Raw genomic sequence first — 24074 nt, 5'->3', positions numbered from 1 at the left:
GTGCATTAAGGAAACCGCTTACATTTGTGGGCACCTTTATTGTATCTAATATAGTAATCAGATGAAAAGGTACATTTGTTTTTGTTATGACCCATTTTTTTGGGTTTTGATGCGAAAGAAGGTGCGACAACAGCGATATCGCCCGATTCATAGCACTGTGTCATGGTATCTCCCCTCACTTTCATACTTCCGCCGCATCAGCTGCCGGTACTCTGTGGGTTGCATCTCCATCACATCCCGAAATGCCCGTGTAAAGCTTTTGTAGCTTTCATACCCTACCATGGCAGCCACCTCGACGATTTTATATTCGGTTTCAGCCAGCAGCCGCCGAGCTTTATCCAGGCGCACATCACGCAGGTATTCTGCAAAGCCTTTGCCGATATTCTTCTTAAACAGGTTTGAGAAATAGGCATAATTAAGTGACACGTGATTGGATACCATCGCCAAGTCCAATGGCTTATGGTAACTTTCATGTATAAAGCGGATCGCTTCGTTCAAGTCCTGCGTGTTGCGATAACTGCACTTATATTCATAATAAAACTGGTTAAGCCGAAGCAACTGCTGTTGCAATGCCTGTATATAATCGCGAATGCCCGGATAATCGAAAAGATTACGCAAACATTCAATATCCAGCGCTTCTTCCCCCATGTAGGGGCGGATAACACGCTCATATTCCTCCAGCATCTGTACCGTGGCGCGACATAGCTGCTGTGTGTAGCGGATGTGATAGCGTTGCAGCACACCTTTGTGGAAAATAGTGGAAATCCCTTGAGTGATTTTACCGCTGTTGTTGGCGCCGATTAATTGGAACAGGGCATATAACTCCTCATGGGGAAGTTGCCACTGCTGCTCCAGACGCTCAATATGCGTTGGCAGGATGCAGCGCTTATCTGGAAACAAGTAGCTGTTGCGGTATAGATCCAACACTTGTATATAGCTGCTCGGTAGCCCCTTTAATCCTTGCTGCGGGTCGGTCATAGCAGTGATGGCATCAATCTGTCCTGCCTTGAGTGCGGCGGGCAAAGCACCCGTATCTACAGCCGCATCAACGGCAAGGATCAGGTGCGGGCCGTGTTGCAGGCATATACACCCCCGCCTGCCGTATACGCCGTAGGCAATAGATTCCATCCTATGGGCACTGCTTGCCCCCGGTTGGTTAATCCATAGCTCCTCCCGCAGCAGGCACAGGCGGTAGTTGCGCCACAGCTCTGGATTTTGCTGCTGGGTCTGTAGGACCCATGCCTCATCGTTGACGGCGCCCTGCATAAACATGCACAACTCTTTGCGATCTGTCTCCCGGGCGCGGCGGGATAAATGCTTCATATTGCGCGAGAGCTCCTGCTGTGTTCTTATCTCCTGCCATACATGCTCTATCGCGGTTTGCAGATCCTCGCTCTTCACAGGCTTGAGTAGGTAGCCCTTTGCCCCAAGTCCAATGGCTTGTTGGGCATAAGCAAAATCGCTATATCCGCTAATAATCAGGTAATCTACCTTGATACGTTCCTCTTTGGTGTGCGCCATTAGCGTAAGTCCATCCATGTCCGGCATCATGATATCGGTAATTACCAACTGGATGCTGTGCTGACGTAATATTTGCAACGCCTCAATCCCGTTGACAGCACAGTAAATGGTGTCAAGCTGCAGAGGAAATTGCCGCAGCATGGCCTGCAGGCCATCGCGTATGTGCTTTTGATCGTCCACAATCAGAATGTTGATCATGCCCTACCACCCTCCAAGATTCACATTTTTCCAAGGCAAGCGTATCGTTACACAGGTATAGGTGCCCTGCTCACTGTCAATCGAAAGACCGCAGCCTTTTCCATAATGAAGCTGCAGGCGCTTATGCACGTTTTCTAGACCCAGTCCGTTTTTGCTGGTGACTATCGGCGTATCTGAGTTTCCCTGCAACACAACCTGCAGATGGGTCAGCATCTGCGGTTCAACACCCGCACCGTCATCACGTATCTCTATTACTAGTAGGCTGTCATTCTCTACCCGTACAGTGATTTGGATACGCACACTGCCCCCCAAGGGTGCCGCGTGATGAACAGCATTTTCAACGATAGGCTGCATGCACATTTTAGGAATGGCATAACGAAGCACCTCCTGGGGAAGATCCGCCGTCAATACGACACCCCTTCCTTCCATGAAATTCATGAATTGGATATAACTTTGTATGTTGGCGAGTTCCTCACTAAGGGCAACGGTATCGCTGCGCCACTTCATGCTGTAGCGCAGTAGCGAACCTAACGACACCAGCGCATCGGCAATAGCAGGCTGCCGCTCAACAACCGCCAGCATACGGATGGATTCCAGCGCGTTATACAAAAAATGTGAATTTATCTGTGAATGCAGCGAGTGCAGTTGCGCATTTTTAGCAATTAATTGCTTATCTACCACCTGCGTCATTAGCTGTGTGATCTCATCCAACATTTTGTTATAATTAACGGCCACCTCGTCGATTTCATCTCCGGTTTCATTTTCATCCAGACCGGTATCAATCTTCGCATCCAGTTGGCCTTTCCGTACCTTGCGCATAGAAGATAGCACGCTGTCCAACCGGCGGAATATGCGCCGGGTGGTATGCGATACTAATAGCATGATCAGCAGCAGTACGCACAATGTAATCGCTACCACAAATGCATACCAACTTCGCGGGCCCTTCATCAGCGCCTGATGGGAGGCGATATCCACCACATAGGCGTTCAGCGGAGCGATATAGCGATACAGCGCGTAGTAGGTATGATCTCCTACATTGACCTTAATGGGGCTGTTCTGCTGCAGCACATCAAGCTGCTGGTGAATACCTCCAAATATTTCGTCCAGTTCCTCCCCGGCACTTCGAGAAAACGCATGCTGGGGATTGTATACATATCGGGAAGGATTCGTTCCATCCATCACAACAGAAAAGAAATCTCCCCCGGTCTCCTCCAACAGGTCGCTGAAAAATACGCTGTGCTGGGCGCGAATCTCCATAATGCTGGGGCGTTTGTGCTGCTGATCTTGAAGGCGTACCAGCCTGTAGTAGGATAGTGTTTGCTCACCATCCTTAAAATCAAATATGCGGTATGCCGCGCCGCCTTCATCCCGAAGTGTTACCCAGTAATCCTGCGGCGAAAACTTGTCATAATGGTAGATTTCGGGCCATATTTCAACCAGGTTCGGGTTATCGACATAAAAGCTGAGTTGGCTTATCATCTCGTGGCTTTGGATGATATTATGCATCTGCTCAAATTGGTTTTGCCTAAATTTCACCAGACGCAGACCATCCTCGCGCATATTGGAGTGAATAAAATCCACAAATGCCTTTTGAGTTAGTGCGGTGGAGGAAGCGTTTTCAATAATATTCATTCTGCTACGCAGCTGTTCGCTTAGCCGTGAAACATGGCTGCCGCCAGTGGCCATAGCGTCCTTGTATAGTTGGGTTTCCTGAATGCGGATAAACAAGAAGGATACCGCAATAGCAGGGATGACAATCACTAAGCTAAAAGCCAGAAACAGCTTTTGAGATATGCGGGAATTGCGGTAAATCTTTCTCATTTTATTAAGCAGATACTTCATTATAAGTACCCTCCCCATCTTATGTAATATACCATATATTACAACTTCGGGGGTAGATAACTAAGTGCTATTGATACCACTGAAATAGGGAATACCGGCCACCATTTCGGTGACCGGCAGTCATAATTATATAGGCTTTGTTACTCCGCCATTTTTGCTTTTCGTACATCTAGTTCAGCCTGTCTGTACTCCATTACCTCATCAAAGCCGTAATTCACGCGGCGTGCAAGGAAATTGTCAAATATTTTATCAAAGGCAGCTTCATCCTTGGCGGTAATAAGCTCAGGCAACACTTCCTCCCAATTTTGGGAGATACGTGCCCAGGCTACTGCTACATCAGAATCGCCTTGTGGATCTAAGCCCTTATAAATGCCGCTGTCAATATCGGCCTGACCGTTAGCAAAGTCCTCCATTTGCTTAATGACAGGGACTTGCTCCGGTCTCCACTGGTTGATAATTACGGGATTTCTCACCATCCAGTAGGTATCCATAATACCGTATTCCTTTTCCATTTTCTCAACGTCGGTTTCGAGCAGTTGTACCATTTCAGCTTTCAACTGCGGCTTGCCATCCACCATTTCCCATGTTTCGCCTTCCTTACCAAGGAATAAATCCCTTTGGCCTTCTTCACTAGCCAAATATGTCAAAAAGCGAATGGTACGCTCAGGGTTTTTGTTAGATTTGCTGATCATGGTAACCATCCAGCCATCCATATTGCCTGGGAACAGTTTAGCGTTGTCACCCTTGCTGTTTTGCGGTCCATCCACTGCGATGTAGTAAGAATCCGGGTTTGCACCGGCCGCCAGCATAGGATTAACAGCCGTCATTCCCGTCCATTCGCGAATCATCATGAAATAACGGGCGTTGTTTGTCTTTTCTTCTACTTGAGTGTCAGAATCGACCAGAAAATCTACATTAATTAGTCCGCGCTCGTAGGCAGTACGGAATGTTTTCAGCCAGGTAATATAATCCGGATCGGTGATACGATCGTATACTTTACCGTCTTGCTCAGACGGAACAGCCAGCAAGTTTTGCAGGTACTCGCTCATCCCATAAGGTACATTCCCTTGTGCAAATAATGGGCTAATCGGCTGGTCCTTATACTTGGAATATTGATCCTTTAGCAATTGCAGTGCGTTCAGGAAGCCCTCCGGGGTAGTTAAGTCCGGGCTACCCATATCTTCATACAGATCTTTTCTCACCAAAAAGGTTTGGTTGGCAGCCGTCATACCGGTTTCATGCATCAGGTTGGGGCTGTATGAATCATTCGGCACGCCATAAGTATTACCATTGTCTTGACGATACCACTTCAGTGTACCGTCACCCGCCACCTTGAAGAAGTAAGGATCATACTGCTCTGCCAGTTCATTTAGGGCATACACATGGTCGCCTTCCCATAGCTTTTTGACAGCGTTTTCCCATGAGCCCATACTAATCAAGTCCGGCAACTTACCAGAGGTCATCATCAATGTCATTTGCTCGTTAGCTTCGCCGGAGGGTACCTCAAGTTTAACATTAACACCTGTTTTCTCCGTCACATACTTGGAAGTCAAGCTTTCTCCCCAGCTGTGGCCATACCAGGATGCACCTACAAACCATGTTAAATCTACAGGGCTAGTATCCAGCTTCCATGCAGCTTCATCAGGATTCAGCGTTGATTCACTAGGCGGGGTTTCGGACTGCTGCGTATCGATAGGTGGCGGCGTACTTTCAATTTCCCCAGACTTGGTACATGCTGCTATTGCCAGCATCAGGATTACTACTACAACTAGGTTTATCCATTGCTTCATGTAATTATGTTTCATTACACCATCAACCTTTCTTTACTACCGTTTTATTTTGTATATTCAGACCATACACCTCTCTACACGATGTCCTAGATAGACATATGACACTTACCCTTTTATCGCGCCAATCATCACACCCTTGACCAGATAACGCTGAATAAAGGGATAAAACACTAGAATAGGTAATGTAGCCACCATCATAGATGCAAATTTAATCGAATTACCTGGCAGCTTCGCGCCGAACTGTGCCATGGCTTGCTGTTGCATGAAAGACATGGAATTCTCTGCAATGATTTTGTATAACAAGGTTTGCATCGGCATCTTATCCTGTGAGTAGATATATATCACGCCCTGATAATAATCGTTCCAATGATATACGGCTGAGAAAAGTGCTATGGTTGCAATGACTGCCATGCTGTTCGGTAGTACAATTCTGAACAGGACGCCATAATCCGAAGCTCCATCTACCTTCGCAGATTCCTCTAGACTGTCGGGGATCGTGCGAAAAAAGCTCATAAAAATAACCATATTGAAAAAAGTGTACATGGCAGGAATGATGAATACCCAAAAGCTATCGTATAGGCCCAGCTTAGTCATTAGAATAAACGAGGGAATCAGTCCACCTGAAAACAGCATCGTAATCAAGGCGATTTTCATATACACCTTGCGGCCAATGAGGTTAGTCTTACTCATTCCGTAAGCCACAATAGCGGTAAACAACACATGCACCACTGTCCCTATCACTGTGCGCATCGTGGTGATGTAAAAACCGTTCATCAAAGTTTTATCATTAAACACGACATTGTAGCTATCGAACGATATAGCCTTTGGAAACCAGTTAACCGTACCTAATATTGCATGCTGCGGTGCATTGAGCGAGTTTATGAATACAAACCACATCGGGTACAGCGTTAAAAAGCAAACAGCCAGCATTAGCACGGTATTGCAGACATCAAATACTCCGATGCGCCGAAACCTTATGCGTTTTTCCATGTATCTGCCCTCCCTTATTAAAAGATGCTATCGCCAGTTAGTTTTCTTGATGTGAAATTAGCCAAAAATAACAGTCCTAGCGCTACAATAGAGCGGGCAAACAGAACGGCCGTTGAAAAGGAATGGCGCCCAGATACTAAGCCCATGTTATAGATATACAAATCCAGACTTTCAGCCATCTTCATATTCATGTTGTTCTTCAACATAAAGATCTGTTCAAAGTTACTGCCCAATATTCCTGCAACAGCGAGGATAAACAAAATTGCGATCGTAGGGCGTATGCTCTGAATGGTGATATGCCACATGCGCTGCCAGCGGTTTGCGCCATCCAGCTCCGCTGCTTCGTATAGCCCCGGATCAATGCCAGATATTGCAGCTATGTAGATGATGGCACCCCAGCCGGTTTCTTTGAGCGTATCGGAGAAATAGGTAATCCACCAAAAGTACTTAGGATCGCTATTAAACAGAATTTCTCGCTCTTGAAGCCCCAGTGCCATCATCAATTGGTTGACCACACCTCCCTCGCCTAGCCAGTTGAGCATGATGCCGCCAAAAATGGTCCAGGCAACAAAGTGCGGTAGATACGAAATGGTTTGTACCGTACGCTTAAAGCGAATATTCCGTATTTCATTGAGCATCAGAGCAAATAAAATAGGAATTGGAAAGCCCAACACTAACTTAATGCTGCTCATCCCTAGAGTATTGCGGATAGAGCGCCAGAAACGTTCATCCGTAATGAAATCCTGGAAGTGTTTCAGCCCTACAAAGGGTGATTCCAGCATGGGTTTGGCAATACTGTAGTCCATAAATCCGATAATTAGCCAAAGCATAGGGATATAACAAAAGATGGACATCCAGATAATTCCGGGGATTACCATACTTTGCAATTGCCATTGCTTTAAAAACATTTTCATTTGTCCTGTTTTGTATTGGAACACATTCTCTGCCCCCTTCCTTTTCATCATATGAAAAGGTTCATGGAAAAAAAAGGCCACGATTATTGTCCCTATCCCATTTTTTTAGGTTTGTTTGACCCACCGCTAAAATTAAGTATGCTGTGAATAGATGAAAGGAGTGTGGAAGAGATGAATAAGCTTTTATGGCAGCAGGACTTTTTAGATAGAAATACCGATTTGAGTGCATGGAACATTCGCCTTGGCAACGACTTAATTGATAGCAATGGCAAAGTCATATGTACGGGTTGGGGAAACGGTGAGCAGCAGTTTTATACGGGTCATTCTAACAACCTGTATATCGATGAATTTGGCTTAAATCTATGCGCGCGCCGCGAAACTATTGAAGAAACGGACGGGCGGTCCTTTGCATATACATCCGCCCTTTTAGACACCAAGGACCATCTGTCTTTTTGCTACGGTAAGCTAATTGTGCGCGCAAAGCTGCCGGTAGGACAGGGGTTATGGCCTGCCATCTGGTTGCTTCCGCAGGAAGAGGCTTATGGCCCTTGGCCCGCCTCCGGCGAGATAGATATCATGGAAGCCAAAGGCCGCCTACCCCAGCATATATTCGGCACGCTACATTACGGGAAGGACTGGGCAAATAAAAGCACCGATGAGTTCTCCCACCAGTTTGAAACCGGTACGATTAATCAATTCCATGATTATGCGCTGGAATGGGATGCTAGCTCCATCCGATGGCTGGTAGATGGACATTGTTTCGCCGAGTGCCGTCTGCAGCCGGGCATTATGCCCTTTGACGAGCCTTTTTATCTAGTGCTCAACCTTGCCGTAGGCGGCTGGTATGACAATGTGCCGGTGGATGAAGCTGCGCTGCCGGCGGTAATGACGGTTTCAGGCATATGGTTGTATCAAGGGTAGGCAGGGAACTGTTCCGTTTACTCATCCAAAAGTGCAACCGCCAGATTGAATACATGAACACGAATTTGTTCGATGTTAGCCAACCCGTTACGCTGAGCCAAATTAGCGATTGTAAGCACATTTCCCTACGAATGTAGGGGGAGATAAAGGGCACCCATTTGGGTGCCCCTTGTTTATACTTTACCCTAAAAGCGACCCAGCGCGACAAATACAGCTAACGCTATAAAGATGATGTTCATCCCGGCCCCCTTGTATTCTTGTCGCTTCGCGTGAAATCCTGCACCCAGAAGCATGACTACTGCAAGGGCTATCGCTGCGATTGGTGTCAGGGACGGCGCAACTCCTATTGCAAGAGGTAAGATTAATCCCACTCCGCCCAGCACTTCCGATACCCCGATAAAAGTAACCAAACCTCTCAATGAATCTTTTATCCAAGGTAACTTAGCCTTTGCCTTTTCAAATTGAAATGCTTTCATCGAGCCAGTAACAATAAACATCAATGCTAAAAGTCCTTGTACAATCCACAATGCGATATTCATAAGCGAATGTCCTCTCCTTACGCCGTTTGGCTTTCATGGTATTTGAATATGACCTATTATTAGAGTTATAATAATCCCTAGCATGACTTATTGGAAGTAGGCACTAAAATTAAACATAGTATACAAAAGTATACCTTAATACATTAACTTATATTATTCATTACTTTAGGAGGAATTCGAATGCCTGATCGTTGCAAGGTCCACACTGCATTAGAGATTCTAGTCGGGAAATGGAAGCCTGTCATTCTGTTTCAGCTTTTCACAAAGGGTACGATGAGATTTAGTGAGCTTCAAAGGGCAATACCGGATATAACTAAAAAAATGCTTACCGCACAACTAAGGGAATTAGAGTACCACGATATCGTTCATCGAGAGATCTATCTCCAAATCCCCCCCAAAGTTGAATATTCCATAACGGAATACGGTAAAAGGATGACCCCTTTATTAATGGCGATGAATGAGTGGGGAGTAGCCCATGTCGAGCATTTGAATGAATTATATGGGGAAGAGCGAACCGTGGAATCATTGGAAGTAAAAGGTGAACTAATAGAGCCCGTTCAAAAGGCCTAGGCTCTTTGAACAGGCTCTATTATAATTTCATTATCGAATCTGCAGTTTATTCTCGATCAGATTCAATTCATACATTCTCTGTTCGATTGGGTGAAAATACTTGCCTGCGCATACTTCATCTGAATGAACTGCATAAGGCTTGAACTCGACCTCTTCCCAATTTATAGCTCCCGTATGCTCTGCTGGTTTCACCTGCGGAATAATGCTGCCTGATTTAATTAAGATAATAATAGGTATATCTCCAGCCTGAATAGCAAGCCATGTGCCGCCTTCATAGGTCTGACCCGTTTGGTAATCAATCCACGTGCCATGCGGAACGTAAACCTTTCTACCAAGTTCATTCTCAAACAAAGGTGCCACTAGCATATCACTTCCGAACATATAAGCATCATCTACCAGCCATGCATTCGGATCTTCAGGATACTCTAAGAACAAGGTTCGCATCATTGGTAATCCTTGCTGACTGCACAGCTGCGCCTGTGTATAAATATAAGGCATCAAACGATATTTAAGCTCAGTTGCTTCACGGAACTGATCCATAAATTGTTCGCTATACTCCCAAGGCTCTTTCGGTGGTGCCCCATGGCAGCGACTGTGGGAAGTCAGCATGCCGAATGGCATCCAACGACGATAAAGCTCTTCCGGACTGCGGTGAACGAATCCACCAATATCATGACTCCAGAACGAGAATCCGCTTAGACCAAGTGATAGACCTGCTCTGAGTGATGCTGCCATTGCACTGTTCGTATTCTCGGCATCTCCGCCCCAATGAATTGGATATCGCTGACTTCCAGCCCATGCGCTTCTTGCCCAAATAATCGATTCCTCATTGATTTCCTCTGTCACTTCACCAACAGCTTTATTGTAGCGTAGAGGGTACAGATTATGCTCATACAAACCACTTTTGCCAGAGTGATACATCCCATGAAGAGGTCCAGCTTCACCAAAGTCCACCTTAATCGCGCTAACACCGATTTTCAGCAAATTGGCGATTTTCTCTTTATACCATTCCACTGCTTCCGGGTTGCTATAATCGAGAATAGCATCCTCTGTTGGCAATCCTCCATTCAAGTTCTTAACATGGAGTCCACGATCAATGATTTCCTGATAAAATTCATTACCCGGAGTAAAATATGGTATCTGCCAAAGACTGACTCGGAAACCTTGCTCACGTAAATCCTTGATCATTTGGACCGGATCATCAAATCGTGAAGGAGAAAATTCATAGTTGCAACGCCAATCCTTCTCAAACCAACCTGTATCTAGATGAATGACATCACAAGGAATTTGATATTCCCGTAGCTTATTTGCGACTTCTCGCGCTTCTGCCTCTGATTTATACGTGATTCGGCTCATCCATAGACCAAAGGACCAAAGCGGAGGTACAGGACTTCTTCCAGTCAAAGCTGTATATTCGTAAAGCAATTGTTTAGGCTGTCCGAAGAAGAAGAAGAAATCCAGCTCCTCATCTCCTAAGTAAATATTGTTCATATCATCAAAAGTCTGTCCAAAGTCCATCGTCATTGGAGCACTCGAATGAATAAACATTCCATATCCCCTGCTGCTCATAAAAAACGGGATTGGTTTATACATATTAGCTGTTTGAGCACCAAGTGCATCCCTTGTCCATAAGTTCACCTTTTGCCCGCGTTTATTAAGTCCCGTAAAAGATTCGCCGCAGCCAAATATTTTCTCTTGAGGAGATAAAGTGAAGCTGGCTGCAATCGTCGTCTGCATATCAGCATTTGATCGGACATAAGAAAGTGGTATTTTCGTGTTCACCAGTGAGAAATTATCCTGCATATGATAGGTCTGGGTTAAAATTCGTCCATTCGCATCCTTGAAGATCAGATGAAACGGATTTAACTGTAGGATGACAGAACCAGCATGACTAACCCACTCTATTTCATTATCACGCTTCACTTGCTTCCAACTGGAGGAAGACGGAATTTCCTCAGGAATCATAAGCGAAGGAGATTCACCAAGTCTACTGTTTTTCGTTTTGAATCGAATACGAACAGTAGATCCGGAGACGAATGAAATAGAAAACGGAAATTCAGGTGATTCCGCATATTCAACAGGAAACTCCCATGGTCGGGTTGGTTCAAAAGCATATTCAACTTGATTAAAGGAGATTCGAGACTTCTTAGCAAAACGCTCAAAGCGTAATTTACCAGTTCCCCCCTCCTCTAAGCTGCCTTCTGCCATATTCATGGCAAAGAAATAAGTGTTCTCCAGCTTATTAAATTCTTGACTCATATCTAATGTTTCATTTAAGGACGATGTGTATGACATATTCATGTTGCCCACCCCTTTAGCCGATGATGACAAAAATATAGTTTATTTTGCGCTCATATAACGGTTATACGCATCCGTACGAATTTTCATTAACTCTTCCAATCCCATATTATTGAGCTTTTTAATATAGTCATCCCAACCTTCATCAATTCCACCTTTAGTTACCCATTGCGCACGCGTGGCTCTTGCATAGCCATCAATATCCGTTGTTAAAGTCGGTAGTTCCTGGAATTCCTCTGCTGTATACATAACTCTAGGATAAGGTGCTGTTACATATTCAGAACCCAGCTTGTTGATCTCTAGTTTCAGACCGTCCCCTGTAGTTGGGTTAAGGACAATTTTCTGTTCAAAGGAAGGACTCACATATTTAGGTCCGAAATCACGGAGAGATTGCTCCCAATACCAAGCATCCGCACTTGTACCAGCTGGTGGATCCATCAGTGTATAAGTTCCGTCATCGTTCTTCTTGATAACCGTGTCAATAGCACCCCAGAAATTCTGAATACTTGCTTCATCCGTGTAGAATTGGTCCGCCCAGCGAGCAGCAACCTCTGGATACTTACTAGAAGACGTTATTAGCAATTGATTACGACTATAGCTTAGACCATTCGGATCTCCACCTTGATATCGTATTCCATCTGGACCTGCGATTGGTGCGATCGTAACATATTGATCAGACCATTTACCAAAAACCGCATCTGGAGTCCACTGATAGGAGAATCCGATAATTGGAGCATCTGCATTCTGCTCCTTCGCTGCTTTCATACTGCCATCTTGGGTAAACATCTCTTGATCAATTAATCCTTCAGAATATAGTTTATGAGCCCATTTGAGACCCTCTTTATATCTTTCTGAAGTATAGTTATAGACGGGTACTCCATCTTGAATGGACATGAAATTGTCATAAGCATCTGTAATGCCAAATGAATCAAGTAAATAGCCTAAGCTCTTTGATTCTGAGAATGGGATCTCATCATCTTTGCCGTTTCCATTCGGATCATTTTCTTTGAAAGCTTTAAATACGGTATACAACTCATCAATCGTTTCCGGTACCTTCAGTCCCAAATTATCCAACCACACCTTATTAATTACAGGCTGGAATCTACTTTCAGGGCGGGATGGCAATCTTGAAGGTAATGAGTACATCTTGCCATCAGGATATGTGCTGATTTTCTTCAACTCTGGTGATTCCTGCATTGCCTTACTAAGGTTTGGCATATGCTGCTCAATTAGATCATCTAGCGGAAGGAAATAACTTAAGTTATTAACAATATCGGAATCACTAAAAGTCTGGTCTCCTAAAATAATATCTGGTAGTGTACCACTAGCAAGCATAATCGATTTCTGCTCAGCCCAGTCATTAGAGGATACAACCTGCCATTCGATTTTTACATTGGTATTCTTCTCTAAATCCTTGAGGAACTGATTCTGAGTAAAAGTGTCCCCCATGTTTCCCCAACGCATCGTTAACACTTTCAGCGTGACTGGCTCATTGACAATTGGCAGTCCCTCTTTATTCAATAGATCTGTCGAATTTGGTGCAGAACCCTCTGTCTTATTTCCACTGCCGCACCCAATAAGGCTAAATACCAGCGTAAATGCTAGTAGAACTGTAAGCGACATTCTCAATGATCTCTTATTAGTATATTTTTCCATTCGTAATTCCTCCATTTCATAACTTGTAATGTAGTCGTAGTTCGCCATGCCCCTTCAGTCTGTATTGATCAACCTTTCACGGAGCCAATCATCACCCCCTGGTTGAAGTATTTTTGTACAAATGGATATACACACATAATCGGAACTGTTGCAATGATGATGACGGAATAGCGCATCATACTAGACAACCGCAGCGCAATCTGTGCTGCTTCACCAGTTCCCATCGCAGATTGCATCTGATTGGTGATCAGTATATTACGCAATATCAACTGCAGCGGATATAAATCGGTATTCCTCAAATAAACCAAGGCGTTAAAGTATGAATTCCAGTGTCCAACCGCAATCCACAATGCCAGTACCGAAATAATGGCTTTGGATAACGGCAGAACGATCTGAGCGAAATACCGAAGATGACCGCAACCATCGATCTGCGCCACTTCCCATAGATCTTTCGGAATACTGTGCTGAAAGAAGGTTCTGGCAACAATGATATTAAACACGACAACGGAGAAAGGCAGTACCATAACCCAGAACGTATCATATAAATGTAGATCCTGAATGGTCAAGAACGTCGGAATTAAACCACCATTGAAGAACATCGTAAAGATGAAAAACAAAGCTATGGATTTCCTTCCAACAAGATCATTTCTAGATAAAGCATATGCTGCTGATATATTGACAATTAAGCCAATAGCTGTGCCGACAATGGTATATAGAATGGTGTTTCCGTAGCCCGTCCAGATGTTTGAATGCTTAAACAATTCCTTATAACCATCTAGGGTAAATCCGCTGGGAAGCAGCCATACATTACCGTTTGATACTTCAGATGGATCACTGAACGAGGCAATTATGATGAAATAAATCGGATATAATACGACCACTAGAAAAACTACCGCAAAAATGTACATAAATATTTCAAACGTTTTGTCTGAAAAGCTGCTCTTTACTCTAGTGTTTTTTGTTGGTTTCTTTGCTGTATCTATCACTGTACTCATATCATCCTACCTTTCTGCTACCATAAGCTGTTCTCACTGTATTTTTTCGATATCTGGTTGACTATGATCAGTAGAATAAAGCTAATGACCGTGTTGAACAGGTTGACTGCTGATGAAAAGCTATATTGGCTGCTGATAATCCCCATTTTATAAACATAAGTGGAGAGAATTTCACTTGAGGTGATATTCAAGTCATTCTGCATCAGATACACCTTCTCAAATCCAACTGCAAGCAATCCGCCAACCCGCAAAATCAGCAACGTAATTGCAGTAGGTATAAGCATCGGAATATCAATATAAAGAATTCGGTGCATGCGGTTTGCTCCATCTACTTTGGCCGCCTCATATAAGCTCGGATCAACCGAAGAGAGAGCAGCTATAAAGATGATGCTGTCCCATCCAACATGCTGCCATACATCCGACCATACATATATGCTGCTAAATAAGCTGGAAGAGCCCATCAAATCAGGAGCCTTAGCACCAAAGAGATTGAATAAATTTCCAACAAGCCCCGAACTAGGAGATAGCAAAATCAGCATCAACCCCACCATAACGACAGTCGAAATGAAATGTGGAAGATAGGATACCGTCTGGAAGAATTTCTTAAACCCGGTTTCTCTCATCTGATTGACCATTAGTGCAAGCATAATAGGGATTGGGAACGTTAACAGACTGTAAAAACTGATAATAATGGTGTTCTTAATCGTTGTGGAGAATTGATAGGAGTTAAAGAACTTCTCAAAGTACTTTAATCCTGCCCACGGACTTCCATTAATACCTAGGGCTGGGCTGTAATCTTTAAATGCAATAATGATTCCGTACATCGGTTTGTAAGCAAATAAAAGAGTAAGGATCATAGCTGGCAGAAGCAACAAGTATAACCCCCAGCCTCTTCTAATCTGTTCTAACTTATGCTCTAAATACAATTGACCGGATTTCATGATGTCCCTCCTTCTATTCACATGAACCATTTGGAGTATTGCGCTACTCCCCTTAACACTTCCTAGTATAACGTCCTACTAGAGCATTAATCAGACACTATGAAAGCGCTATCTGGACTTCTCTGGTCTACTTCTTTGACATATCATTATTCCTTGTCCCGTCTGCCAATAACACAAGAATGGTAATCGGACATTTTATCATGTTATCCAGACTTTACAGTCTAATCATTCTGAATTTTATATTTATTTCAATGAAAGCCCTTTATAATGGTGCTGTACCATTTGTTTTTTATTATGTATTCATTGTAATTAGATGCTTATGAAAGGGCGTGGATTCTTGGCCACCCGTACGAACAAATCATACCCGATCCAACATTATGTAAAAATCATGCTTTCCATTTCATTTATCGTGCTTATTCTGGATTTTGTAATCAGCATCTCTTCCATTGCCATCGTGAAGCAGCAGTCTACAAGATATCTGCAAGACACAGCAGATATTTATATTAATCGCATCGATCATGATTTTACTTATATAAAGAATTATATGGGATGGACACTTGCGCACGATGAAAACATGGAAATGATGAATGACTATCCAGTAGACAGCCCCGAGTATATAAAGTCTAACGAAAAGTTGTACTGGCGTTATAGTGAACTGCAAAAAAATTATGCCCAGGATTTTAATTTCTTTTATTATTTAAAAGACCAACCCTATTTTCTAAATTGTGCTCCGATAAGTATCCCTTACTCTGATTACCAAGAACTGAAGAGACAGATTATGGTCTTTATCGACGATAACAACGTTTATGAAAAGTACTATTCCCAATGGAGACCCATCCTTATAAAGGATAAACATTACATTATCAATATCGTTCCCTATCACAACAGCTTCATGATCAGTATGATCTCAGCAGATAATCTCATAGAACCGCTTAGCCAAATTAACTTGGGAGAGAACGGATTTGTATCCTTAATAAGCGACGATGGGTTAAATGTATCCAGTCCTATTACAAGCAGTGGTAAGCTGATAAACCCAGAACAAGATAGCTCACCTTTTATGAATCTTATCCAAACTAGAACGAATGTTAATAGTGAATTTAGCAATGCATCTTTCTATGTAAAGCTGGTTATCCAATTTGGTATATTTGAAAAAATTATGATTGCCCAAATGCTCACTATTCTCTTAGCTGTCATCATCATATTCAATATTTGCTTCCTTACGCTATATTTCAAGCGAAGGGTGTTAACGCCGATTAAGATTTTTTCCTATAACCTATCCTATTGGACCGATGATAACGAATCGCTTAATATGGAAAGCAGCAAATTGATTGAACTGGAGAAAGCCAATAAGCAGTTCTTTGATCTGGTAATGAAAATCAAAAAAATTAAAATTGATCTATATGAACGCGAAATTGAGAAGCAAAGAATCCAGCTTAATTATATGAAATTGCAAATTAAGCCCCATTTCTTTCTTAATTGTCTTACGAATATTCACAGTATGGCGCAAATGCAGATGTACACAGAAATACAGAACATGGCGCTGTCTACCTCCAAATACTTTCGGTATATTTTTCAGAACGATCAGGATTTCGTCAAGCTAGAGAACGAATTGGAACATGTGAGACTCTATCTCGAAATTCAGCAGCATCGATATCAGAACGCATTTATTTATCACATCGAACAAGAGGAACAAACAGTTAATATGGAAATTCCACCGTTAATGCTTCAGACTTTTATAGAAAATGCGATTAAATACGCGATTTCGAGAGTAAATGAAGTAGAAATTCTGCTTACAGTAAAGCATGAGCCAGATGAGAACATGATTGTAATCTCCATATCAGATACTGGACCTGGTTTTCCACAGGATGTATTGGATAAGTTAAATGGCGGGCACGCATTAGACCAAATAGATGGTACGCGGATCGGCATTATGAACACAATTCAAAGACTTGAGTATCTCTATTTGAAGAAAGCACAAATTAGCTTCGCCAATTTAGAAGGCGGTGGCGCTTGTATCACTCTATACCTGCCAGACCTTAATGAACGGCAAATTTGAATGGAGGTATCCCATGAATGTACTCCTTGTTGATGATGACTTTTTTGTCGTAGCCGCATTAGAACAGAAGATAGACTGGAAATCGTTGAACATTGAGACAGTGTACACGGCAAATAATGTCGCTCAAGCCCGAGATATATTACAGAGGCATCCTGTACAAATTCTAATTTCGGATATCGAAATGCCGCAAGGAAGCGGACTGGAGCTCCTAGCTTGGATTCGTGAGGAGAAATACTGCCTACAGGCTATCTTTTTGACCAATTACGCAGATTTCAATTATGCGCAGAAAGCAATTGAATTACAGAGCTTTGAATATTTTCTCAAGCCAATAGAATTTGACAAGATGATGTTAATCATTCAAAAAGCCATTGCAAAAGTGAAGGAGCAGCAGCAAAATGAGAAAGCTATACAGGAAGGCTCTTTCTGGCAGAACAATCAAGCCCAAATCATTGAACATTTCTGGCGCAAGCTAGTCAGCGATAGCATCTCCTTACCCCTGACGGCGAATGCCATCGCTAACTCAGTTAAAACACAAAATCTCCCCTATCATATGACGGAGATCTTTCAACCCATATTAATCAACTTTTTTCCTTATCACGGAAGCCTTGCTAAAGAAGAGAACGGTCTATTTGTCTTTGCACTACTTAATGTGTTACATGAATTATTTCATAACTCTAGCTTTACAGTCGAGACGATCTGGCAGCATCAAGAGAATAATTGGATCCTCATCTTAAAATGGAAGGAGGAGCGTACTCAAAGTTCTGCAACCCTTATGGAACTTTGCTCCTTATTCATCCACCAAGCCAATCAATATCTAAAATGTGATATCTGCTGCAATGTTGCACCGCCCGAAAAACTGGAGGGAATCAGTCAGATCATCAAACAATTGCTAAATATCAGTGAAGAAATGGCCAAAACTCGAAATAATACTTTCTTTATTGAAGATTATTACAAGGATCATAGAGCCAATTATATACCACCCAATTTAGCGCCTTTAGAAGATTTGCTGAATCACAATAAACCAACTGCTTTTCTCGAACAAACGACTCAGTATTTGAAAGAAATGACAAAGAACAACACTCTTAACACCTCTGGTCTTAGTTTGTTCAGACTGGATATACTACAGCTTGTATATTCCTTTCTAAAAGTCAAAGGCGTTGAGGCACATAAAATCTATACGGGCAAAACTAATAATCAATTATTTGTTCGATCGCTATCTTCCATTGAGGATATGGAGGAATACCTTAAATACTTAGTGAACACGGCAATGGAATACCGAGGCCTCGCATCACAGCCCAAGTCAATTGTTGAAGAAATGAAACAATACATTCAAATACATTATGGAGATGATCTGACTCGCAATGATCTTGCGGAAATCGTCTATCTCCATCCTGATTATCTTGCAAGAATATTCAAAAAGGAAACTGGCATATCATTAGGGAGCTACATCATTCAAATCCGAATCCTGACTGCCAAGCACCTCTTAGAAACGACTAATTTGTCCATCTACACCATCGCAAGCAAAGTCGGATACGCCAACTACTCCCATTTCTCCAAAATTTTCAAGCAAGAAGTTGGCCTTACTCCACATGAATATAAAAAAGCTCATCTCATTTGACGTGAGCTTAATCCGATTACAATACAAAAGACCCTCAAGAGAGTCACTTTTTTCAAAGTGTCTATTCTATAGGGTACATTTTATCTTTATCGTTGATGTTTTCCCGGCACCATTGGGCCCTAATAAACCGAGAACCTCTCCACGATTCACATGAAAAGAAACATCACGAACGGCATGTATCTTCTCTTCTGTTTTTCTTTTCCCATATACCTTGCTAATACCCCGTACTTCAATCATTTTCTCCACCCTATAACCATCCTCTCCCGTACGATATAAAAAGTAATTCCATTGATCTATTTATTATATTTTAGGATCTCCATTTTATTAAATGGCTTCAGATGGATACCTCCTCCGTCTGAGGAAGGAGATTTGTGTATTGGTTGTGGTTGTACAAGTAACCACGAAAAACCACATCTCTTTGAGATGTGGTTGGAATCATATTTATATCTTTTATTGCAAGAATAATGCTATTCAGCATTCTTTCCTTGTAACAGATTCATAACCATCGTCACAGCCTCGGCTCTTGTTACCATCCCACCTGGGACGAAATTGTTATTGCTACGTCCCTTGACGATACCTAGTTCCCTCATAGCGAACACAGCTCCCCTAGCCCAGTCCGGTATCTCACGATCATCAGAGAAGCCAGTCGAAGCCAATGTTGTCATATCCGTCCCATAAGCCCTTGCAATCATGACGGCCATTTCGTTCCGCGTGATGTTACCATACGGACGGAAGTTGCCATCTGTGTAGCCAGTTACAATCCCAGCTTCTACAACTTGAGAGATTGCTTGCTTCGACCAAGCTGGAATCTGCTCTGAATCTGCGAAGCTTAACGTGACTCCTTCACTTGCAGGCTTCAGCGCATTCATCAGCATCGTTACGAATTCGGAACGCGTAACAACGCCGTTCGGCTTGAGGCTACCATCCGTATACCCTTTGACAATGCCTTGCTGTACCGCTTGTTTAAGCATGGATTCCGCCCAATGACCGACAATGTCATTAAAGTTCACTTTTGTTGATCCAACTGCTGAGGGAGCTTCTATAGGTAATCCCGTCACTTGATCAATCACCCACACGGCATACGTATTGAAGTCTTTAACCTCTACACTTATACGATTTCCGTTAATGATTCCCCCTTCCATTTTGACCCACTCATGCATCGCCTCATCATAATAAAAGATTGCTGCTGTTTGACCGCTATTCAGTTCCGTTGAATCGAACACTAGAGTTAGTGTTGCAGACTTATTTAGATTCCCTAGGAAGTTCTTCTGAATGTCGTACAGCTCGCTTGCAGCAACTCCATTGTGACCCGAAAGTTCCTGCGTATTCGCTACCTTCTTAATAGTGATCTCTAATAGCTGGCTGTTCGCATGAGCTGGAATGGTCATAAAGATTTTGCCGTCCAAGCTCACCTCTCCAGCACTTCCTACCGGAAGTGTAAGTCTTCCATCCGCTGAGCGTACGGGGATGTTACTTGAACTGTTACTTAAACTGTTATTTGGGCTACTACTTGAATTACCACTTGAGTTGTTATTTGAGTTATTACTTGATGCCATTGGTGTCACACTTGCCGATGCCAGCGAGGGAGCTGAGTCCCCTGCGGCATTCGTCGCTACTACAGTGAACGTATATGCCGTGCCGTTCGTCAATCGCTTGAACGTAACAGAACCTGCATCAGATCGAGTCTCCGTTAATCCTCCCGGGCTAGACGTCACCGTATATTGCGTAATCACACTTCCTCCATTACTTGCCGGAGCATCAAAGCTCACCGTAGCTGCCCCGTCACCTGCTACTGCCTTTGCATTCATAGGGGCATCGGAAGTTTCAATTACAGTAAAGCTTGCGCTTGCTGCATCAAGCATATTCTGATGATCATCTCTTGCCACATTCCCAGCAATGTTAACTTCATAAACACCAACACGAAGTGCACTGTTAAATAGCAACGTAAACGTCTTGTCATCCTCGTCATAACCTACCGTATAATCTGTGAAGACGCTACCGTCTTGTGTCATACTGATGAGAGGTAAGGCATTTACAGAAGTGAGTAAAGCTCCATCCAACCAATACACCGCTTCACTGACTGAAACGGATACTCCCGCTGGTGGCCTTATGAATTGTTGTTGATTCGTGAATCCGCCGAATGTGACCACAGGCTTGTCCGCGTCGTACATGAATCTAATCGTGTTTGACATGGCATTGCTGTTTCCTGCTACATCCGTTACCGCGCCCGCAGCAACCGTTATGGTCACAGTCTGACCGCTCATCGTCGGAGTAATCATAGCGGTGTACGTCGTTGCATCCACAACCGTAACATCAGATGCCGTTCCATTGTCGACTACAAGGTCTTCATCCGCAAAGCCAGTTACCCCTTTATCGAAGGCGATCGTTATCTGAAATGCAGCGTTGACATGACCGCCAGCTGAACTGGATAGTGTTGCAATAGGTGGCATAGATTGATAGTTTAGTATGATATCTGCTGGCAGAACGGAATAGTAATGTCCATCATAACCATACCAAGGAATCGTCACCGTTGTATGATTTGCTAAGTTACTTGCTGGCGTAAATATTAACGTATCTAATTCCACAGGAGTTAGCTCATATTCATTCGCAGGAACCATCGTCATTGTAGAACCATTACGTTCAAAGGTCATTGTACCTTGCGTGTTCAAATTAGAGGGTACGATGAACTTCACAGCAACTAAATCATCACCATCCAAATCGTGGAAATGAGAGGCATCCGAAAAGTCATCTGCGGTAAATGCTGCATTCTGACCTAGTTCTGCCACTTTCGTTAAGTCCCTTACTACAGGCGAACTTCCAACTTCAATCGTTACCGTACCTGCTTCACTGGCAATCCTTCCTTGATTATCATAGCCATTCCAAGTAAAAGTTACTGTTCCCTGAAACTTATTATTCCATGGAACAAAGGTCAGTTTATCTAGATCCGCTACAGCAATTTCAATACCTTCCGAAACAGGGACACCGTTTAACTCTAAGTGGCCTTTTGAGGTGTCTGGTAAAGTTTCTATCACGATTCGTTGTAAATTTTGTCCATTGAGGGTTAACCCACTAATTTCGAAAAAATTATCCTGGAAATCCTCTGCCTCAAATGAAGTTGTAACATCACGTTGGCTAGATTTACTGAAATCACCTGCTACTAGATCATGTGTAGATAAGGAAATCACATGCTGTACTTCACCAGGGCTTGTACCGTTTTGCACTGAGCCCCCGGCAACACCACGATCCTTAAATAACATCATATTTACAATGTATTCTTTTGAAGGGTCGATACTTGAACCACTGCCACCTAAATTGATTTTCCAATCCTTAGAATCGCCTGCAACTACATTCGAAAACAACTTATAATCGGTACCTTTATTACGTTCAATCATTACTCCTGACTCTACGACTCGTTCTATCACGCTGACTTCCATCGAATAATTACCAGATTCTTTGGCAATGAAGCTAGTATCTACTGATACCCTATCCTTTTCTACTTTAAGCTGAGCTTCTGATAATTCTGCAAATTCCCTGCTGCCACCGTCGATCACGAGCTGCGCCCAATCAATAATTACAGTCCATCCCTCGTTAAAATCACTTCTTGTAAAATAATGATGGGTTGTGTTCGCTAGAAATAAATCCTTCGGATCATCTGATGGGAACAATTGCTGTATCATGCTAGAATCTAATTCGAAAGCTGTTGTATTCCAATAATTATTTTGACCAGACAATGCTCCAACCAAAAATTCACTAGGCACTTCCTTTTTATAATTCTCAGACTTGCTCAAAGAGAAAGGGGTGTAATTGGGGCCCAATTCAATATCCTTTGCATTACTCGACATATAGACTCGATCCCACTCGCCTGTACTGGATTTATCAGATCCGTTCGTATTCAGTTCGTGTACATCTACATCAAATGCTCTGACTAATAAAATCGCATTTTTTTCAGGTTTTGTCGTTACATTTGGAATTTTCATGTCAATCATATATTTACTATCACCATTACCGATAGTGCTATCCATATCATTATCAGCCGCGGAATTAGGATCCCCTCCTCCCCAGTTATCATCATCTACGAAATAAGTTGCCCCATCTCGATAGACAATCGTAGCAGCTTCCGCCACATTTTGGGTACCTAGTAATCCCCATTGTCCAAAAGCTAATAAAAATATCAATAATACCAGTAACGATCGTTTCGACCATGTTTTCATTTAAACACCACTCCCTTGTTTATCAATACATTAAGCATATTAGCTCTCAACCTACTTACATTGAATTTTCGCGAGTATAGATAACTTCTAATTCCAACGCTATCTCCTACTATAACCATAAGTTCTGGTCCGAATTGTAGTCCGCATTACATTTTTGATGATGTATCAAAATAAAATTATTATTGCCAGCGTGAAAAGGAGTGCCTCGTTGGGCACTCCTTTCTCCTAGACTCAAAAGCCATTTAAGCCATCATTTCTTTACCCAATCACTTCGATATCTCGGATATATTCCACAACCGATCGATACATGCGCGCTAAGATCGGGATTATCATATACCAATCCATGTGTGATACGGCAAGTTGACTCTCGCCTCCACCATTTCCAATATAGTAAATAGAGTGAGTTGGTGCTATATTACTAGATTAGACTACTACACTGATAGAGGAGTGCACCTATGAGTAAAACACTTGAGGAGTTACAAAAAGAAGTCATATTTGAAGCAAGAAAAGGGTTCCCGCTGTTGCTAGCTGGAGTAATTGTCTTTTTTATATTTACCTTTATGCCCTTAATTTTCCCAGTAGAAACTGTGCAATTAATTTGGATATTTGGCTTAGGTGCCATTTTTCCTATTGGTATTCTAATTAGTAAAATCCTTGGCGTTAATCTATTCACTACTGGCAATCCATTAGGTACTCTAGGAGGACTAGTTGCAGGTCCCCAAGCCTTTTATATACCTGTATTCATCCTTGTGTATATGAACATACCTGAGTATCTTCCCTTCACCATCGGTTTACTCGCAGGCTCTCATTTCCTGCCATACACGTGGATTTATAAAAGCAAAGCTTATTTATTTGTTACTTTAGGTACTTGTCTTTCCGCTTTAATTTTAGGTAGCCTCCTGGTTGACCAAGCATTCACTCTCGTACCTCTAGCCATTTCTATGGTGTACGGTGTTGGTGTTCTTTTAATTCGTAGAGAGCTCAAAACCGATCTTGTTTAATCCACCGATTCCT

General features: G+C 42.8%; 16 protein-coding genes and 1 pseudogene. 5 read left to right on the top strand and 12 right to left on the bottom strand.

Going from position 1 to position 24074, the window contains the following annotated elements; genetic code table 11:
- Positions 1 to 147: 147 nt before the first annotated feature.
- The 5 genes from ACP8HI_RS22900 to ACP8HI_RS22880 all read right to left on the bottom strand — a co-directional run bounded on the left by ACP8HI_RS22900 (position 148) and on the right by ACP8HI_RS22880 (position 7306).
- A complete protein-coding gene (locus ACP8HI_RS22900; RefSeq protein ID WP_438348423.1) occupies positions 148 to 1719 on the bottom strand; it encodes a response regulator transcription factor in 1572 nt (523 codons plus the stop codon).
- 3 nt (positions 1720 to 1722) lie between these two features.
- On the bottom strand, positions 1723 to 3561 hold the full coding sequence (locus tag ACP8HI_RS22895) for a sensor histidine kinase (RefSeq protein WP_438348422.1): 1839 nt from the start codon (positions 3559 to 3561) through the stop codon (positions 1723 to 1725).
- Positions 3562 to 3701: 140 nt separating this feature from the next.
- The gene (locus tag ACP8HI_RS22890) at positions 3702 to 5351 is read right to left on the bottom strand and encodes an extracellular solute-binding protein (protein ID WP_438348421.1); all 1650 of its coding nucleotides are present in this window, start codon (positions 5349 to 5351) and stop codon (positions 3702 to 3704) included.
- A 105-nt stretch (positions 5352 to 5456) separates the two neighbouring features.
- Positions 5457 to 6341: a carbohydrate ABC transporter permease gene (locus tag ACP8HI_RS22885; protein ID WP_438348420.1), complete on the bottom strand. Its 885-nt coding sequence runs from the start codon at positions 6339 to 6341 to the stop codon at positions 5457 to 5459.
- 17 nt (positions 6342 to 6358) lie between these two features.
- Entirely contained in the window at positions 6359 to 7306 is a 948-nt protein-coding gene (locus tag ACP8HI_RS22880) for an ABC transporter permease (RefSeq protein WP_438348419.1), read from the bottom strand.
- Between the two features lie 120 nt (positions 7307 to 7426).
- Here ACP8HI_RS22880 and ACP8HI_RS22875 point away from each other — a divergent pair, with 120 nt between their 5' ends.
- Complete coding sequence (locus ACP8HI_RS22875) at positions 7427 to 8176, top strand: glycoside hydrolase family 16 protein (RefSeq protein ID WP_438348418.1); 750 nt, start codon at positions 7427 to 7429, stop codon at positions 8174 to 8176.
- 185 nt (positions 8177 to 8361) lie between these two features.
- Here the strand turns inward: ACP8HI_RS22875 and ACP8HI_RS22870 are convergent, their stop codons facing one another.
- Positions 8362 to 8715, bottom strand: coding sequence for a DoxX family protein (locus ACP8HI_RS22870; RefSeq protein ID WP_438348417.1), 354 nt, complete (start codon positions 8713 to 8715; stop codon positions 8362 to 8364).
- A gap of 180 nt (positions 8716 to 8895) precedes the next feature.
- Between ACP8HI_RS22870 and ACP8HI_RS22865 the strand changes: the two genes are divergently transcribed.
- Complete coding sequence (locus tag ACP8HI_RS22865; RefSeq protein WP_438348416.1) at positions 8896 to 9285, top strand: winged helix-turn-helix transcriptional regulator; 390 nt, start codon at positions 8896 to 8898, stop codon at positions 9283 to 9285.
- A gap of 30 nt (positions 9286 to 9315) precedes the next feature.
- Here the strand turns inward: ACP8HI_RS22865 and ACP8HI_RS22860 are convergent, their stop codons facing one another.
- From ACP8HI_RS22860 to ACP8HI_RS22845, 4 genes are all read right to left on the bottom strand, one after another.
- On the bottom strand, positions 9316 to 11586 hold the full coding sequence (locus ACP8HI_RS22860; RefSeq protein ID WP_438348415.1) for a glycoside hydrolase family 31 protein: 2271 nt from the start codon (positions 11584 to 11586) through the stop codon (positions 9316 to 9318).
- A gap of 39 nt (positions 11587 to 11625) precedes the next feature.
- Entirely contained in the window at positions 11626 to 13239 is a 1614-nt protein-coding gene (locus tag ACP8HI_RS22855; RefSeq protein ID WP_438348414.1) for an extracellular solute-binding protein, read from the bottom strand.
- A 68-nt stretch (positions 13240 to 13307) separates the two neighbouring features.
- On the bottom strand, positions 13308 to 14147 hold the full coding sequence (locus ACP8HI_RS22850; protein WP_438351953.1) for a carbohydrate ABC transporter permease: 840 nt from the start codon (positions 14145 to 14147) through the stop codon (positions 13308 to 13310).
- A gap of 104 nt (positions 14148 to 14251) precedes the next feature.
- Entirely contained in the window at positions 14252 to 15175 is a 924-nt protein-coding gene (locus ACP8HI_RS22845) for an ABC transporter permease (protein ID WP_438348413.1), read from the bottom strand.
- Positions 15176 to 15512: 337 nt separating this feature from the next.
- Here ACP8HI_RS22845 and ACP8HI_RS22840 point away from each other — a divergent pair, with 337 nt between their 5' ends.
- Together ACP8HI_RS22840 and ACP8HI_RS22835 are read left to right on the top strand one after the other, a co-directional pair.
- The gene (locus tag ACP8HI_RS22840) at positions 15513 to 17231 is read left to right on the top strand and encodes a sensor histidine kinase (RefSeq protein WP_438348412.1); all 1719 of its coding nucleotides are present in this window, start codon (positions 15513 to 15515) and stop codon (positions 17229 to 17231) included.
- 13 nt (positions 17232 to 17244) lie between these two features.
- On the top strand, positions 17245 to 18849 hold the full coding sequence (locus tag ACP8HI_RS22835; RefSeq protein ID WP_438348411.1) for a response regulator transcription factor: 1605 nt from the start codon (positions 17245 to 17247) through the stop codon (positions 18847 to 18849).
- Positions 18850 to 18930: 81 nt separating this feature from the next.
- Here ACP8HI_RS22835 and ACP8HI_RS22830 read toward each other — a convergent pair.
- Both ACP8HI_RS22830 and ACP8HI_RS22825 read right to left on the bottom strand, forming a co-directional pair.
- Positions 18931 to 19095: pseudogene (locus ACP8HI_RS22830) on the bottom strand (ATP-binding cassette domain-containing protein); the annotation flags it as partial.
- A gap of 221 nt (positions 19096 to 19316) precedes the next feature.
- On the bottom strand, positions 19317 to 23060 hold the full coding sequence (locus ACP8HI_RS22825) for an S-layer homology domain-containing protein (RefSeq protein ID WP_438348410.1): 3744 nt from the start codon (positions 23058 to 23060) through the stop codon (positions 19317 to 19319).
- Positions 23061 to 23515: 455 nt separating this feature from the next.
- Here ACP8HI_RS22825 and ACP8HI_RS22820 point away from each other — a divergent pair, with 455 nt between their 5' ends.
- Positions 23516 to 24061 carry a DUF7010 family protein gene (locus ACP8HI_RS22820; protein ID WP_438348409.1) on the top strand — a complete coding sequence of 182 codons (546 nt, stop codon included), beginning with the start codon at positions 23516 to 23518 and terminating at the stop codon, positions 24059 to 24061.
- The last annotated feature ends 13 nt before the right edge of the window (positions 24062 to 24074 follow it).

This window comes from Paenibacillus sp. FA6 (genome assembly GCF_051550225.1).
Lineage (GTDB): Bacteria > Bacillota > Bacilli > Paenibacillales > Paenibacillaceae > Paenibacillus_AQ.
This window is presented reverse-complemented; position numbering and strand designations above follow the sequence as displayed.